The following is a 16,325-nucleotide window of genomic DNA, read 5'->3' on the forward strand; positions in this document are numbered from 1 at the left end:
GAGGCACAAATCAAATATAACTCACCAATAATCCACATATCAAAAAATTTTAGATCGTAATGTTGTAGCGATTAGGCTTAATTTACTGAAAAAACAGAAACCACACAAAACCAGTCGCAAGGCGCGATCGCTGAAAACTTAATCTCAACCTTCTGATTGAGAACGCCAGCATTTTTCTGTAACATTGACAGGGGATGTTCATCATTAGCTGTTCTAAGACTTCTTAATAAAGCGATCAGTAAAAATGTCGTGAAGGCGATCTCTATTAATTAGTTTGACTGAGAAAAGCACTCTTTAGAATTATGCTTTTTTTGTATTAAGAGATGACCACTATAGTATGATCCTCTCAATCCACAGCGAACGATCCCATACAGCTATAACTATGCGTATCGCCATATTTACCGAGACATTCCTGCCAAAAGTTGATGGCATCGTTACTCGCCTCAAATATACCGTCGAATATCTAGTCAAACTCGGAAATCAAGTATTGGTGTTCTCGCCCGACGGTGGACTTAAAGAATATTGTGGTGCAGAGATTTATGGAGTATCAGCCTTTGACTTCCCCCTATATCCAGAACTAAAACTAGCCCTGCCACGCCCTTCAATTGGTCATGCCCTAGAACAGTTCAAACCCGATATTGTGCATATCGTCAATCCTGCAATTTTGGGAATGGCAGGACTGTACTATGCCAAATCGATGAACTATCCACTGATGGCTTCCTATCATACGCATTTACCCCAATATTTGCAGCATTACGGTTTGGGATTTCTGGAGGGTGTGATGTGGGAACTAGTCAAAAATACTCACAATCAAGCAGCACTCAATCTTTGCACTTCGACAGCGATGATTGAAGAACTGCGATCGCATGGTGTCGAACGCCTTGATCTATGGCAGCGTGGTGTGGATACGGTGCAGTTTCACCCCAAGGTTAAAAGTGCAGAAATGCGATCGCGCCTTACCCAAGGAAATCCTCAAGACACTCTATTTCTCTATGTAGGCAGACTTTCAGCAGAAAAGGAAATTCAGCAAATTTTGCCAGTACTCAACGCCATTCCCAATAGTCGCCTTGCTCTAGTGGGCAATGGTCCCTATCGCCAAGAGTTAGAGAAAATTTTTGCAGGGACAAACACCAATTTTGTGGGTTATTTGCATGGTGACGATCTTGCCTCTGCGTTTGCCTCTAGTGATGCATTTTTATTCCCATCGCGCACGGAAACTCTTGGCTTAGTCTTGCTTGAAGCGATGGCAGCAGGTTGTCCTGTTGTTGCCGCAAATTCAGGTGGTATTCCTGATATTGTCACCAATGGAATCAATGGTTATTTGTTCGAGCCGAATGACAGCAATGGTTTGACTCTGGCAGCCCAAAATCTTTTGCAAAATCGCAATGAATATATGTGCATCGAAGCACGTCTAGAAGCTGAAAAATGGGGTTGGGATGCAGCGACGCGACAATTACAAAACTACTATGAGCAAACGATCGCAACTTGCAAACCCGTTTTAAGTAAGTAATGGCATACTTACTCAAAAATTGTTAAGACGGGCGTAGCCCGCCTTAACAATTTTGGGGATTGTTTCTAAAGAAGTATTGCGATCGCGTCCTAAAGCGGTATTCCTTCGCAGTACAATGGCGATCGCCATCATTATGTCATAAGTATAAATACTCTCTTGATTTCCCTTGAACTCGCTACCGAAATTTACCATCGCCCTTTACTTTCTCTAGTTTTTGAGGCTCAGACGATCCATCGCCAGTATCACCAAACTGACGCTGTCCAGATGTGTACGCTCTCAAACATTAAGTCAGGTCGTTGTCCTGAAGATTGCAAATATTGTCCTCAAAGCGCTCGCTATCCTACAGGAGTAGAGACTTACCCTCTATTGCCATTGGCTGAAGTAATTAGTCAAGCAGAAGAGGCAAAACAACATGGTGCGACGAGATTTTGTATGGGGGCAGCTTGGCGCAATGCTCCTGAAGGAGAAGAGTTTGAGCGCGTATTGCAAATGGTCGAAGCCGTAGCAGGAATGGGAATGGAAGCCTGTGTAACTATGGGGATGCTCCGCCCAGAACAGGCTCAACGGCTAGCAAAAGCAGGGCTAACCGCCTATAACCATAATCTTGATACTTCCGAAAGCTTCTATCCTGAAATTATTACAACCCGTACCTATCGCGATCGTCTTGAAACGATTCAGCATGTTGCAGAAGCAGGCATTCAAGTGTGTTGCGGTGGTATTGTCGGTATGGGTGAGACTGACAGCGATCGCATTGATCTTTTGCATACTTTAGCTAATCTCTCTCCACAACCAGAGTCAGTACCGATTAATGCACTATCGGCAGTAGAGGGAACTCCCTTTGGCGATCTGCCAGCGATCGATCCGCTAATGTTAGTGCGAATGGTCGCGACGGCAAGAATCTTGATGCCCAAAGCTGTGGTGAGGCTTTCCGCAGGACGCGATCGGCTCAGTGTCTCCGATCAAGCTTTATGCTTCCTCGCAGGTGCAAATTCCATCTTTTCTAGTGAGAAATTACTCACGACAGCAAATCCAGACTGGCAAGATGATGCAGAAATGTTTGCAAAACTAGGCGTAAAACCCAAAGGATTTGCATAATAAAAAATGCTCCCAAAGGGAGCATTTTTTATTATGCAAATTCAGGGCGACCCTGTGACATGAAATGCTTTTGGGAACTCATTTCAGGTTCTCCATCATTAGGAACCCTCTGGACATAGGTTCCATCTGCCTTGAGATCCCAAGCTTGACGATTGTCAGCAAGGATGATTTCGAGAATCTGCTTGAGTTCTTTAACTAGAGAGCTTTCCACAACAGGGGTAATCACCTCAACACGCGCATCAAGGTTACGGGGCATCCAGTCGGCACTGCCGATATAGACCTGTTCTTCTCCGCCATTACTAAAGTAGAATATCCGCGAATGTTCTAGAAAGCGTCCGATCACACTAATTACCCTGATGCGATCGCTTAAGCCCTTAACCTTAGGACGAATACAACAGATTCCACGAATGATTAGATCAATATTCACTCCAACTTGTGAAGCCTCATATAAAGCTGAGATAATCTCAGGATCAACCAGCGAGTTCATTTTGGCAATGATATAGGAAGGATAGCCTTGCTTTTGATGTTCGATTTCGCGATGGATCATTTGCAAGAACTTCTCTCGCATATTTACAGGCGCAACTAGAAGTTTACGGTATTCACGTTGACGGGAATATCCAGTGAGATAGTTAAACAAATCCGTCAAATCTGCACCCAAATCATCATTACAGCTAAAAATACCCAAATCACTGTAAAATCTTGCGGTTTTTGGATTGTAATTGCCAGTACCGATATGGACATAACGTACTAGGCGATCGCCTTCTTGCCGCACCACTAGAGCCGTCTTAGTATGAGTTTTGAGATTCTTTAACCCATAGACTACATGTACACCAGAATTCTCCAGTTTCTTTGCCCAGAGAATATTATTCGCCTCATCAAATCTTGCCTTTAGCTCCACCAATACTGCTACCTGTTTGCCATTCTCCGCAGCTCTTACTAATGCATGGACAATTGGCGAATCCCCCGAAGTTCGATATAGGGTCTGTTTAATTGCTAGAACATCAGGATCGTTAGCCGCCTCTTCAATAAATCGCTGTACTGTGGTTGTAAAGGACTGATAGGGATGATGGACTAGAAAATCGCCCCCTTGAATAATTTCAAAAAAACTTTTTCCCTGCTCATATCCTTCTTTCAATCGTGGATGGGTAACCGATTTCCAAGGCTTATCTTGATGTTCTGACATGGGTAAAAAAGCGAGGGACATCAGACCGCCTAATCCAATGAGTCCGGGGATGTCATATACATCAGTTTCTGTAATTCCCAATTGCTCAATTAGCTCTTTGCGGATTTCTGGAGGAATATCACTAGCAATTTCCATTCTCACAACTGAGCCAAACTTCTGCTTGCGTAGCTCTTCTTGTAAAGCTGAAATTAAGTCGTCAGCTTCTTCTTCTTCGATATCCAGTTCCGCATCACGGGTAATCCGAAATGGATAATAACTGAGAATTTCCATTCCTGGAAATAAAGCGTCAAGGTTATGGGCAATGACCTGTTCTAAAGGCACAAATGTATGATCATCGGTCTCAGGGATTTTGACAAATCTTGGTAATACATTAGGCACTTTCACACGTGCAAAGTTCTTTTCCTTAGTTTCGCGATCGCGCACAATCACCACTAAATTAAGACTCAGGTTAGAGATGTAAGGGAATGGGTGAGCAGGATCGACGGCTAAGGGAGTGAGAACGGGAAATAACTTTTCTTGAAAATAGGTTTTGAGATATCGCTGATGTTTCTTATCGATATCCTTATAGTCTAAGAGCTTTACTCCATGATTGGATAACTCTGGACGCAGGGTATTCTCAAAAAACTCATGTTGCATCGTGATCAATGGTACAAGTGCTTCCCGAATTACTTGCAACTGCTTTTCTGGACTCAGCCCATCATCGGAAATAATGTCCATCTGCTCCGCAAACTTTTTCTTCACCCTTGCAACTCTAACCATGAAAAACTCATCGAGGTTAGTACTAAAAATTGCGAAAAATTTAGCTCGTTCTAAAAGTGGTGTCCGCGAGTCAATGCCTTCACTTAAAACTCTTTTATTAAATGCAACCCAGCTTAGTTCACGATTAAAAAAATACATAGAGCGATCAACGGACTCTACATCAGACATTGCATTTTGCTTACCAATTGTCTCTGAATGCTCTGGCAAAGATTCTAAAATTTCTCCTAAGTCCATATTGATGATGTCAACTTCTTCTGGAGAGCTATCGGCATTTTTCTGAACTAAATCTTTTTTGGTTCTGGTCATAGGAGAAAATCTGTTATTTTGCGTAAAATCAGTTACCTACTAGATTACCGAAGTATCGGTCATTGCTATGTGAGCTTAAACACTTCACCACAATATATCCAATCAAAAATCAAGGGTGGTGCGTTAGCTCCACCCTTGATTTACCATAATCACCGATCAAACAAACCAAGAGATTTTTTGAAAGTGTTACTTTTTGATACTTTTAAAAAATCTAGCCCAAGAGTGACTCAATATCTTTACGCAAATCTGCATCTTCAGGCGCAACACTAGAAGGGTAATACTTCACGACTTTACCTTCTTTATCAACTAGAAACTTATTGAAGTTCCATTTTACTTGGCTACCTGTAGTTTCAGTGAGATATTTGTAAGCATCTGTCATGTCACTACCACTGACTTTTACCTTGCTAAACATAGCAAAGGTGACATCATAGGTGAGAGAGCAGAAGCTCTTGATTTCTGCTTCAGTCCCTGGCTCCTGTGCGCCAAAGTCGTTACTAGGAAAACCAAGAATCTCAAATCCCTTGTCTTTGTATTCACGATAAAGAGATTCTAGTCCTTTGTATTGCTTGGTGTAGCCACATTTGGAGGCAACGTTGACAACTAAGGCGACTTTGCCTTTGTACTGAGCGAGATCGACTGGTTGACCGTCAATGTTGGTGATCTGGAAATCGTAAAGTGTGGACATATTTCAGGTTGATTAGGGTTTATCTGGGAGTTGTTTTTAAGGTTGCTATAGTTAGTAAAGACTGATTTCATAACTATTTAGCAATTTGCAGCGATCGCATGGCAAGTGTAATTATCCTAATTGGTGTACCCGCTAGTGGCAAATCTAGCCTTGCTGAGAAGATGCTGTATGCTTCTAGTCAGAATAGTAGCAGCCTAACCTATGGGGCAACTCAGTTAATCAGCCCTGATCGCATTCGAGCCTCACTCTATGGATCTGCAGCTACGCAGGGAGACTGGGCTGAGATTTGGGGAGAGGTACAACGGTCATTTGCCAATGCGGCGAAATCGCAACAATCTGTAATATATGATGCCACAAATTACAAACGCGAATACCGCAAAGATGTTATTGAACTTGCTAAGTCTCATGGGTTTAAGCCAATTACGGGTATTTGGCTAGATGTGCCACTTTGGATTTGCCTATCCCGTAATGAGGTACGCGATCGCGTAGTCCCTGAAGATGTTGTAGTAGAAATGTATCGCACCCTGTCCTATAACCCACCTACTCTCAGCGAAGGCTTTGATCGCATCTTGTTGCGAGATCAGAAATTAGACAACGAATGGATTGACTAAAACCCAGAAAACTGGCGGCGCTTCGCGCCACCAATTTTCTGGGTTTTAGAGATGCGCGTTTTGTGTTAGCTTAAATAGACTCAATCTCTAAGGGGTACAACAGGTTAAAATGGCTAAGCGCCGCAATCAGAAAAAAGAAAAAGCTCTTCGCAACCAAGCGTATGCGCGTAAGTTTCGTAAGCGCACCCCTATGGGTCGCTTTGGACGTAGAAGACCAATGGGCAGCTATAACGATCCTGAAGATTCTGAATCCAATGGAGCTGCTGATACAGGTGCAGCCGATACTGGCGCTGCTGATACTGGCTCTGGTGGCAATAAATTCTAATCTGAATTCTGGCGATCTCCTTCCAGTATTCTACAGATCATGACCACAAGTTTTGCCCTTGCCTTACATACAACAACTACAAAGTTAGAGCTTGCGATCGCGGAAATTAACCCAAACTCTGATCGCAACTCTCAAGTTTATATCATCCACAAGCAGCAGTCATGGGAACTAGGCAGAGAGTTATCTGTACAGTTACATGACTGCTTAAATATGTTTATGGGTGATTTTGCGTGGACTGACTTAGCGTTTTTAGCGATCGCCACGGGTATTGGTAGCTTTACTGGCACAAGGATCGGTGTTGTGGTGGCAAGGACGATTGGTGAGCAGTTACAGATTCCTGTATATGGAATTGACTGTGAGTCAATTGTTGCCAGAGCGCAGCAACCTGATCCACCTTTATCCCTAGGTGAAAGTTTGCTTGCGATCGCCTACGATCAATGGCAAACAGGAATTTATCCGAATTGGCAAGATGTTTTGCCAATTTATGAGCAATAACAAAAAAAGGCGCGATGCGCCTTTTTTTGTCGATAAGCAGCCCTACATCTCGCCCCCTCTGGTCAGCAAAGTGCTAGAATTATGGTGCTGAAAGTACATAAAAGTTGAATTTTCTTAACTAGCGATCGCTCGTTAGATCTAAGGGGGAACCATTTTATTACCTAAGCAAAATCCACTTAAGACGGTAGTTATTCCCAGCTTGACCTATGCTTCAAGACGCGATCGCCATTCGTCATTATCAAAAGATTACCGACTCCCTTGTCGAAATGTCAGAACGTGGTTACCGTTCGACCGACGAGATGAGGCTCTTTTTAGACGGTTACTTATCGGCTCTTCGGGCAACTAATGCTGTAGAAGTCCATCATATCCACCGTCTCGAAGAAGAAGTAATCCGATTTTTATATGATTCTTCTAACTTTGCATCTCCCTATGAGTTTGAGATGGAAGTTGAGCGCGGGGAAAGGTAAACACTGTGCCGCACCCCTGCGGTAAGCGGAGTCTGAAAGCGATCTTGCTTGACGACTTGCAATTCCTGCCGCTCACAAAATATATCTAGCTGTTCACTTTCTTCGGGGAGCCATTGACCACGATATAGGACTGCTGTGCCACTTTTTTTGAGAAAAGGTAATGCATAATCTGCACAAATATCTGGCTTGCCCACTGCCCTCACTACTGCCAAGTCGAACTTCTTTTTGTATTGAGATAGCTTATTAATATCTTCGCCACGACCCCACTGGGCGATCGCATTAGATAATCCTAAAGTTTGGATCGTCTCTTCGACAAAGGCAACCTTTTTTTGTTTGCTATCTACTAAGGTGACTTGCCATGTCGGTTTAGCGATCGCGATCGGCAATCCTGGAAACCCTGCACCTGTACCAATATCAATTACCTTAATATCTTCCCGATCCCAAAAAGCTAATACCCCCCGCAACGAATCCCATAAATGTTTTTCCCAAAAATCATCCGCAGCCGTAATTCGAGTCAGATTTTGTTTGCTATTGCCCTCTAAGACTAATTCGTACAGCTTTTCAAATTGGGCTATTTGGTCAGGGGTTGGTGACCAGTTGAGCGTAGATAGCCAATGCTCACATAGATGGGAAAAGTGGGGCATAAAAAACATGAAGTAAACATTGCGCTTTGCGCGATCTCTACTTTATACCAAAACACAAAATGGCTACGCCATTTTGTGTTTTGGTATTAACCCTTACTGGGTTTGGTTTTTAATTCCCAGAAGTATGGCTATATAGCTGTTGCCAAATGTATGAGGACATAAAACTCAAGAAGAGAATGGCGGCGCTTCGCGCCGCCATTCTCTTCTTGGGTTTTGCTTTTGTCTTAACACAATCGGCGGCAGCTATACTTTCGGGAATTGGTACTAAGACATTAGTCACAAAAAGAGTTACGTCGTGGAACGACGTAACTCTTTTTGTGACTAATATTTGCCGAAATTTAACATTAGGGATAAGATCGAAGGAACATTAAGATTCATGTAGCAATACTAAGCTGTTTCAAAAATTTTATTTTCCAGATAAACACTTTGAATATGTTCTAGATCGCTCAATATATCAATTTCAGGTTTTAGGTAAAATCGCTATTTGCACAGTTGACCTAAACAAAAATTTAAAAAATATTATAAAAAGGAAATATCAATGACTGAACCAAAAACCAAAGTCCGCACAGCCTTTACCAAAGATGATCGTGGGATTTTAAATAATTGGGCGATCGAACCAAAGATGTATTTTGATGACATGATCGATAAGAAAGCTGAGGAGAAAGGCGATGAGCAAGGTGTCGCTACAGAATATGCTGAACTCTTAAAAGGACGCTTGCCACTTATTGGCATTACCTTACTCGTCTTGGCAATGATTGGGATTACCTTAGTTGCTATCGCTTAGGTGACTACTACCTCCCTTCCCAGTAAAAGGATAGCGTTGCGCCGCAACGCTATCCTTTTACTGGGAAGGGAGTAAGAAAAGAACTTTACAAATTATCGGTTTCTAAAAAGGGGGCAAAGCTTGGATTTGCCCCTAGAATTATAGGCTATGACAATTCCCCAAGACCCAATTCAGTTTTTAACGCTTGCCGAAGCCCATGCGATCGATGGCGCAATGCTATCGACAATGGAAAAATTTATGACCCGCATCACAGTTTCATCGATGCGGATTATTACTAAAGTTGCTGAAGACCTACATATTCATGCTGAAGATCTAGCCTCTAGTCAAATTGTGCATTGGATTGAAATGGATTCACAGATTCGTCAAGAGCAAGGTGAAGATGCTGCCTTTTTGAAATGGACTTCGCCTCATCCTGATCTAGATTTTGAAGATACGCGACAGGATGAAGTTACGACTGCGAAGCTTTCCAGTCATGAAAAATTTCTCACACGCATGGTCATTTCGGCAATGCAAGCATTAGTGGCGATCGCTAAAGATTACAGCACTCACATTGAAGATTTGACCGTCGCCCAAATCCTTACTTGGGTAGAACGCGATGCCAAAGTCAAGCGAGAGCAAGGTGTTGAGGCTGCATTTTTGTCATGGTAGGATGAGAGAAGACGAAACATGCGCTAAGATCTACAAGCCATATAGCTATTCAGATGGCTTGTAGATCTTAGCGCTATCACTGAACTAAAAGGAAACCTGAGCATGACAGATGGGCAGAAGACAAACAAACCACTATTTTCGCAGCATTATCTAGATCACAGAATTCAGGGATGTTCTGAATGGCAGCTTGATGTAGTGGGTAAGTTTGAGTCTCTGAAAAAGCTCTATTTGTCTAAAAAAGATTTATTACCAAAACTAAGTGAAGCTCAAACAGAAGCAGAGTTTATTAAACCTGTGCTGGATATCTTGGGGTTTAGTAATATTCCTCAAGTAACGACTCGTGGTAAGGGACGAGCGGAACGACCAGATTATGCACTGTTTACAAGTGAGAGCGATCGCGATAGCGCTTATCCATTACAAAGTAATGAGACGGCTTTTTATGCGCGGGTGAGTGCGATCGCGGAAGCAAAATATTGGGAACGCGCACTCAGTAAAGCTTCGGCAAATGATCAGAGAGATATTTATAAAAATGCCAATCCATCATTTCAGATTACTAACTATTTGACGGGAACTGGTGTTGATTGGGGGATTTTGACAAATGGGCGCGAGTGGAGGCTCTATTATCGATTGGCTTCTTCGACTGCGACTGAGTTCTATCAAGTGGATTTGGTGGAATTATTAGAATCGCAAGATGAGGATAAATTAGAAAAGTTTAAATATTTTTGGTTATTCTTTTGTGGAGATAGTTTTGTTAAAGATCCACAGGGGCGTAATTTTTTAGAACGGGTACGCGAAGGCAGTAATACCTATGCAACACAGGTGGGTAAAGAGCTAAAAACTTTGGTGTTTGAGCAGGTGTTTCCAAGTGTGGCGGGAGGATTTGCAGCAAATGCTTTCCGATTGCAACATCAAGTAACATCTGAAGAAATTTATGAAGCAACTTTATCGTTTCTCTACAAGCTTCTATTTTTGCTCTATGCTGAGGCGAGAAATTTACTACCAATTAATAGCGATTATCGAGATTATAGTCTAATTGAGATGTCGAAAGAGGTAGCGCAAGGAATAGGAAATCAAAAGAAATTTAGTCAAACAGGAACAGGACTATATGATCGCTTGCTAAGCTTATTTCAAATTATTGATCGTGGCGATCCAAGTTTAGATGTACCGCGTTATAACGGTGGACTATTTCACTTTGACTTTAATCAAGATGACGATCAGGTTGATTATCCTGCCAATCATTTTCTATTTAGGTTTAAGCTTTCAGATGCAATTTTAGCCCCAGCTTTAGATAAATTAGCCAGATTTGAAGGATTGCCAATTGACTATAGCTTTTTGGGAGTGCGTCAATTAGGTTCTATTTATGAAGGGTTATTGGAATATCGCGTAGTACTTGATAATGCTGAGAATGGAGAAGTACATTTAGAAAGTGACAAGGGTGAACGTAAGTCTACGGGTTCCTATTACACTCCTGATTACATTGTTAAATACATTGTTAGTAATACTTTGAAGCCAATATTGGAAAAGAGATCGCAAAGGTTTTCTGAGCTAATGGTAGAGATTAGCCAGCTACATCAACAAATGCAAGACAAACGTTTGGGTGTGCAAAGTCGAAATGGATTACAGAAAGATTTACAACGTTTAGAACGAGAAGCACAAACAACATTGCTTGATATCAAAGTATGTGATCCGTCAATGGGAAGTGGTCATTTTTTGGTGGAAGCTGTAGATTATTTGACCGATGAATTGATTCTAATTTTGAATCAATATCCTGAGTCTAATCCAATTTTAGAGATGCTCAATCAAACTCGTGAAAGCATCTTAGAGAATTTAGCCCAACAAGGAATTAGGATTAGTCCAGATCGGTTAGAACCAACTCAACTTTTACAGCGTGTGGTGATGAAGCGTTGCATTTATGGTGTGGATTTAAACCAAATGGCAGTGGAGTTAGCAAAGGTCAGTTTGTGGTTACATTCTTTTACTGTCGGCGCTCCATTGAGCTTTTTAGATCATCATTTACGCTGTGGTAATTCGCTAATTGGGACAACTGTAAAGGAAGCCGAAGCTAGTATGGTCAAGGAATCAACAGGGCAGTTTAATTTACTTGCGGGGCCATTTGTAGGATTGCTCAGGGCTGCGGAGATTATGCGGGGGGTGAGTATTTTGAGTGATGCCACATTTGCTGAACTTGAACAAAGTGAAAAGCTATTTCGCCAATTTGATCAAGCTGCCAAACCTTATAAACAGTTATTAGATATATATGTATCTAAGTTTTTTGGTTTAAAACGCGCTGATCATTTCTTGCGTGTATTTGGTACAAACGCAATTTCGGCTGATCTCACAAAAATGAATAAGGCAGATGCAGCCGTATATAAAAATGCTCAAAAACTCAGTGATGAAAAGCATTTCTTCCATTGGGATCTAGAGTTCCCAGAAGTATTTATCGATTTAGAAAATGCCCGTTGGCAGGAGAATGCTGGTTTTGATGCAGTAATTGGTAATCCTCCCTATGGACTAATTGAACCATTAAAGTGGTCATCTAATTCATACAATGATGCCTTTGTTTATTTTTGGAACTTTGGATTAAAAAGTACTTGTGATCAAGGATATACATCTTTTATTATCCCTGCGGCAATTTTAACAGGAATAAACTATACAGATTTACGTCAAAATATACTCAATATTTCTTGCATAAAAGAAGTAGTTACTCTACCTTATGATATTTTTGCTGAAGCATATATTGATACTTGCATTATCCTAACTCAAGTCAATAGAAGACAAGAAAACTATTTCGTACACACTAAAAAAATGGGCAAAAAAGATGATTTGCATCTTTTAAAGAACATAACCTATCAAGAAATTAGTATTCAAGAATGGAAAGAAGATACTAATTTTAAATTCATTCTAAGTAAAGAATTACTAAGAATCCAAAAAATCAAAAAAGATTCACAATTCACGAATTTAGGAGCTTTTTCTAGAATTGAAAGAGGTGTACAGCTTTACGACACCAAAAAACATACCAAAGAGCAGATAAAAAATGATTTTTTACGAGTACCTAAATTAATTGAATCTCAAGATATTTATTACCCCGAACTACTTGGAGAGGAATTATCTCGCTATCGTCTACAACCACAAAAGAGAAGTTATATAAAATATTGTAATGATTTGGCTAGTAGACGAGAGGAAATTTTATTTACTAGTCCTAGAGTTGTCTTAAGAAGGCTATTATCAAGACGAGGTGAGCTTATGGCTTGCTACTGCGAAGAAACTTTAGTTACAACAGATAATATTCTGAGTATCCTAGTCTTAAACGTAGATATTAATCCTAGGTTTATAACAGCACTAATTAATTCAAAACTAGTTTCTTGGCTTTATACAAGCTCTTCAACTATATCTGTTAAAGATGATTTCCCACAAGTAACTTATGAGGAACTTAAAAATCTACCAATTCCAATTATTAATTTCTCTTTGACTGAAATAGATAGAAAAGAATTGCTATCTCAATTCATCAAATATTGTGATCAATCCAACTTTTTGCCAAGCAAAATTTCAGAATATATTGATTTTGCAGCTAAAGATTTAATCCATGACTTATTGGCTTATCTTGCCGAACAGATGATCGAACTAAACACTCGAAAACAAACTGAAATCAAAAGTTTCTTAAAATGGCTAGAGCGCTTTATCGGCTGTGAAATTGAAACACTTACCAATAAATCAAAAATCCAAAACTATTTAGGTGACTATTATAAAAATGAATCAACCCTTAGTTTTGACGACCTAATCGAAGTCCTCAAGAAAAACAAAAAGAAAATTAAAATTGATCCAGTCGCCCGAAAAGAACAACAATCTCTAGAAAAAGAATATCAAGATAGCCTGAATACTCTTTTACCTATCAAAGAACAACTAACAAACTGTGACAAACTGATTGATGCGATCGTCTATCGCCTTTATGGTTTGACACAGGAAGAAATAGCGATTGTTGAGGGAATGTCAAATCCACAAATTTTTTAACATCATTCAGTAAGGGTTTTGTTATAAAGAATAGCGATCACCAAAACAACTTCTAAATTTTTACTTCTCACAAAAAAAGAGGGAGCGCTTAGCGCTCCCTCTTTTTTAAGAAGTTTTATGTTCCTTCTGTCCAAGAATTGAGATAGTGAACTTGCTCAGGAGTAAGAGTATCAATCTTGATGCCCATAGCTTGTAGCTTCAAGCGAGCAATCTCTTGATCAACATCCTTAGGAATTGGCACAACACCAGCAGGCAAATTACCCTTGTTCTTAACTAGAAATTCACAGGCAAGAGCTTGGTTGGCAAAACTCATGTCCATAACACTAGCAGGGTGACCTTCAGCAGCAGCGAGGTTAACTAGACGACCTTCACCGATGACGATGACGGACTTGCCAGACTTGAGTTGATATTCTTGAGTAAAGTTACGAACAAAGCTAGCAGATTCGCTGAGATCGTTAAGTGCAACTAGGTCAATTTCTAAATCGAAGTGACCAGAGTTAGCGACGATCGCGCCATCTTTCATGGTTTCAAAATGTTCACGACGGATGACGTGCTTGTTACCAGTAACAGTGATGAAGATATCGCCGATCTTAGCAGCTTCATCCATAGGCATCACGCGGAAACCATCCATCGCCGCTTCGATCGCTGCAACAGGATTGATTTCGGTAACAACTACGCTTGCACCCATACCGCGTGCGCGAAGAGCCACGCCCTTACCACACCAGCCGTAACCAGCTACAACGATTACTTTGCCAGCCAACAAAATATTGGTAGCGCGGATAATGCCATCGAGGGTAGATTGACCAGTACCGTAGCGGTTATCGAAGAAATGCTTCGTTTCAGCATCGTTGACAGCGATCGCAGGAAAGGTCAACTTGCCATCTTTGAACATGGCATTGAGGCGAACTAGCCCTGTGGTGGTTTCTTCGGTAGTACCGATGATTTCGGGGATTTGATCAGCGTGGTGTAGTACTAAAGTTGTGGTTACATCGCTACCGTCATCAACAATGATGTGGGGACGGTGAGCCAGAGCCATTTCAACGTGGCGATGGTATGTAGCGTTGTCTTCGCCTTTGATCGCAAATACCGAAATTCCGTGATCGTAAACCAATGATGCAGCTACGTCATCTTGGGTCGAGAGAGGATTACTCGCGATCAAAACTGCATCGGCTCCAGCCGCCTTGAGGGCGATCGCGAGGTTTGCGGTTTCAGTCGTGACGTGGCAGCAAGCAGCGATGCGGATACCTGCAAGGGGCTTTTCGGCAGCAAAGCGATCGCGGATTTGACGCAATACGGGCATTTCGCGGCTAGCCCATTCGATGCGTTGTTTGCCTAGTGGTGCAAGTGTAATGTCCTTAATCTCGTGCTGAACGGTCACGGTTTCAGGTGCAATGGTTGTGGACATGTATAAGTTGAAATTTTTACAAAATTTAACTACATTATATGCCAAGCAAACTAAATATACTAATTTATGAAAGTGTAGCGATACTTTTATGAATTAAAAAAATGTCGCGTCTAAATAGAGAACAAGGCGCTTAAGCGCCTTGTCTGTAAAAATTTGAGATTAATTTTTTAACGCGAAAATCCTGTTGATGACATCTTCGACAACGCGATCGGGTGTGGATGCGCCAGAAGTTACACCGACCTTGATTCTGCCTGTGGGTAGCCAATTGGTAGCTTGCTCGATCGCTTTACCTAGGGGCTTATGTTCGATCGCCTCCGCCGAGAGAATTCGATGCACATCATCAATGTGATAGGAAGGAAGATTTCTCTCGATCGCAATTTCTTGTAAATGGGTTGTATTTGAGGAGTTGTAACCACCGATCACAATCATCAGATCGAGATCCTCTTCCACTATCTCAAACATGGCATCTTGACGTTCTTGAGTGGCATCGCAAATTGTATTAAAAGCGAGGAAATGCTCATTGAGATGTTCCACTCCATACTTTTGCATCATGGTTTTTTCAAACAACTTCCCGATCGCTTCAGTTTCCCCCTTAAGCATTGTGGTTTGATTAGCAACGCCGACTCTTTCAAGATCGCGATCGGGATCAAATCCTTCTGACATGGCTTTACTGAACTTGGTGAGAAACTCTTGACGATTGCCACCATTGAGCATGTAATTAGCCACATACTCGGCTTCTTGCATATTCAGTACTACCAGATAGCGCTTGGCATAAGAACTTGTAGCGATCGTTTCTTCGTGATTGTACTTACCATGCACAATGGAAGTAAAGTCAGCTTTTTTATGCTTCTCGACTCGATTCCAAACCTTCGATACCCAAGGACAGGTTGTATCAACGATTTTACTGCCAAGTTTGTCTAGTAACTGAGTTTCCTGAACACTAGCTCCAAAGGCTGGCAAAATCACTACATCACCCTGTCCTACGCCTGAGAAATCTTTGTTCCCATCATTATTTACAGGTACAAACTGAACTTCCATTTCCTTAAGCTTGGCATTTACAGAAGGATTGTGAATAATTTCATTCGTAATCCAAATTCGTTCTGTCGGGAACTGAGTGCGCGTTTCATATGCCATAGCTACGGCTCTTTCCACTCCCCAACAAAAGCCAAAGGACTTTGCCAAATAGATCGTCACATCACCTTGCGTATACACATAGTTATGCTCACGAATAGTTTGGATCAAGTTACTATGATATTGCGATCGCATGGTTGATTCAGCTTCTTCTCCATGTCCAAAGCCTTGCCGAAAATAATTAGGCGACTTATGCAAAGCCCTCCGCATCGCTTGAGTGTCGAGCGTATTATCCATGCGCTTAGATTTTCCTAGGTAATTGTGCTGAA

At 41.4% G+C, this 16,325-nt stretch carries 14 protein-coding genes; 9 read left to right on the plus strand and 5 right to left on the minus strand.

Annotated features, from left to right (window positions below; all coding sequences use genetic code 11):
- Nucleotides 1-382: 382 nt before the first annotated feature.
- Both ABM313_RS23055 and bioB read left to right on the plus strand, forming a co-directional pair.
- Nucleotides 383-1,510 carry a glycosyltransferase family 4 protein gene (locus ABM313_RS23055; RefSeq protein WP_434685456.1) on the plus strand — a complete coding sequence of 376 codons (1,128 nt, stop codon included), beginning with the start codon at nt 383-385 and terminating at the stop codon, nt 1,508-1,510.
- 156 nt (nt 1,511-1,666) lie between these two features.
- Entirely contained in the window at nt 1,667-2,605 is a 939-nt protein-coding gene (bioB, locus tag ABM313_RS23060) for a biotin synthase BioB (RefSeq protein ID WP_434685458.1), read from the plus strand.
- Between the two features lie 31 nt (nt 2,606-2,636).
- On the opposite strand, the gene ppk1 is transcribed toward bioB, so the two are convergent.
- Both ppk1 and ABM313_RS23070 read right to left on the minus strand, forming a co-directional pair.
- Nucleotides 2,637-4,715 (minus strand): polyphosphate kinase 1, encoded by a 2,079-nt coding sequence (gene ppk1 / locus ABM313_RS23065; RefSeq protein WP_434688575.1) that lies wholly within the window; start codon nt 4,713-4,715, stop codon nt 2,637-2,639.
- Between the two features lie 349 nt (nt 4,716-5,064).
- Nucleotides 5,065-5,538: a glutathione peroxidase gene (locus ABM313_RS23070; protein WP_434685460.1), complete on the minus strand. Its 474-nt coding sequence runs from the start codon at nt 5,536-5,538 to the stop codon at nt 5,065-5,067.
- A 98-nt stretch (nt 5,539-5,636) separates the two neighbouring features.
- On the opposite strand from ABM313_RS23070, the gene ABM313_RS23075 reads away from it, so the two are divergent.
- The 4 genes from ABM313_RS23075 to ABM313_RS23090 all read left to right on the plus strand — a co-directional run bounded on the left by ABM313_RS23075 (nt 5,637) and on the right by ABM313_RS23090 (nt 7,436).
- Nucleotides 5,637-6,149 (plus strand): AAA family ATPase, encoded by a 513-nt coding sequence (locus ABM313_RS23075; protein ID WP_434685462.1) that lies wholly within the window; start codon nt 5,637-5,639, stop codon nt 6,147-6,149.
- A 109-nt stretch (nt 6,150-6,258) separates the two neighbouring features.
- On the plus strand, nt 6,259-6,474 hold the full coding sequence (locus ABM313_RS23080; RefSeq protein WP_094530815.1) for a hypothetical protein: 216 nt from the start codon (nt 6,259-6,261) through the stop codon (nt 6,472-6,474).
- 39 nt (nt 6,475-6,513) lie between these two features.
- On the plus strand, nt 6,514-6,969 hold the full coding sequence (gene tsaB, locus ABM313_RS23085) for a tRNA (adenosine(37)-N6)-threonylcarbamoyltransferase complex dimerization subunit type 1 TsaB (RefSeq protein WP_434685464.1): 456 nt from the start codon (nt 6,514-6,516) through the stop codon (nt 6,967-6,969).
- A 206-nt stretch (nt 6,970-7,175) separates the two neighbouring features.
- On the plus strand, nt 7,176-7,436 hold the full coding sequence (locus ABM313_RS23090) for a DUF6761 family protein (RefSeq protein WP_190580215.1): 261 nt from the start codon (nt 7,176-7,178) through the stop codon (nt 7,434-7,436).
- Here the strand turns inward: ABM313_RS23090 and rsmG are convergent.
- Nucleotides 7,397-8,080: a 16S rRNA (guanine(527)-N(7))-methyltransferase RsmG gene (rsmG, locus tag ABM313_RS23095; RefSeq protein WP_434685466.1), complete on the minus strand. Its 684-nt coding sequence runs from the start codon at nt 8,078-8,080 to the stop codon at nt 7,397-7,399. The genes ABM313_RS23090 and rsmG overlap by 40 nt on opposite strands.
- 538 nt (nt 8,081-8,618) lie before the next feature.
- Between rsmG and ABM313_RS23100 the strand changes: the two genes are divergently transcribed.
- From ABM313_RS23100 to ABM313_RS23110, 3 genes are all read left to right on the plus strand, one after another.
- A complete protein-coding gene (locus tag ABM313_RS23100) occupies nt 8,619-8,864 on the plus strand; it encodes a chlorophyll A-B-binding protein (RefSeq protein ID WP_434685468.1) in 246 nt (81 codons plus the stop codon).
- A gap of 147 nt (nt 8,865-9,011) precedes the next feature.
- Nucleotides 9,012-9,512: a hypothetical protein gene (locus ABM313_RS23105; protein WP_190580220.1), complete on the plus strand. Its 501-nt coding sequence runs from the start codon at nt 9,012-9,014 to the stop codon at nt 9,510-9,512.
- A gap of 102 nt (nt 9,513-9,614) precedes the next feature.
- Nucleotides 9,615-13,520: an Eco57I restriction-modification methylase domain-containing protein gene (locus ABM313_RS23110; RefSeq protein ID WP_434685470.1), complete on the plus strand. Its 3,906-nt coding sequence runs from the start codon at nt 9,615-9,617 to the stop codon at nt 13,518-13,520.
- A 115-nt stretch (nt 13,521-13,635) separates the two neighbouring features.
- On the opposite strand, the gene ahcY is transcribed toward ABM313_RS23110, so the two are convergent.
- Together ahcY and ABM313_RS23120 are read right to left on the minus strand one after the other, a co-directional pair.
- Nucleotides 13,636-14,925, minus strand: coding sequence for an adenosylhomocysteinase (gene ahcY, locus ABM313_RS23115; RefSeq protein ID WP_434685471.1), 1,290 nt, complete (start codon nt 14,923-14,925; stop codon nt 13,636-13,638).
- 159 nt (nt 14,926-15,084) lie between these two features.
- Entirely contained in the window at nt 15,085-16,293 is a 1,209-nt protein-coding gene (locus ABM313_RS23120) for a 4-hydroxy-3-methylbut-2-enyl diphosphate reductase (RefSeq protein WP_434685473.1), read from the minus strand.
- Nucleotides 16,294-16,325 lie beyond the last annotated feature (32 nt).

It is taken from the genome of Pseudanabaena minima str. Chao 2107, assembly GCF_051131155.1.
GTDB classification, from domain to species: Bacteria; Cyanobacteriota; Cyanobacteriia; order Pseudanabaenales; family Pseudanabaenaceae; genus Pseudanabaena; species Pseudanabaena minima.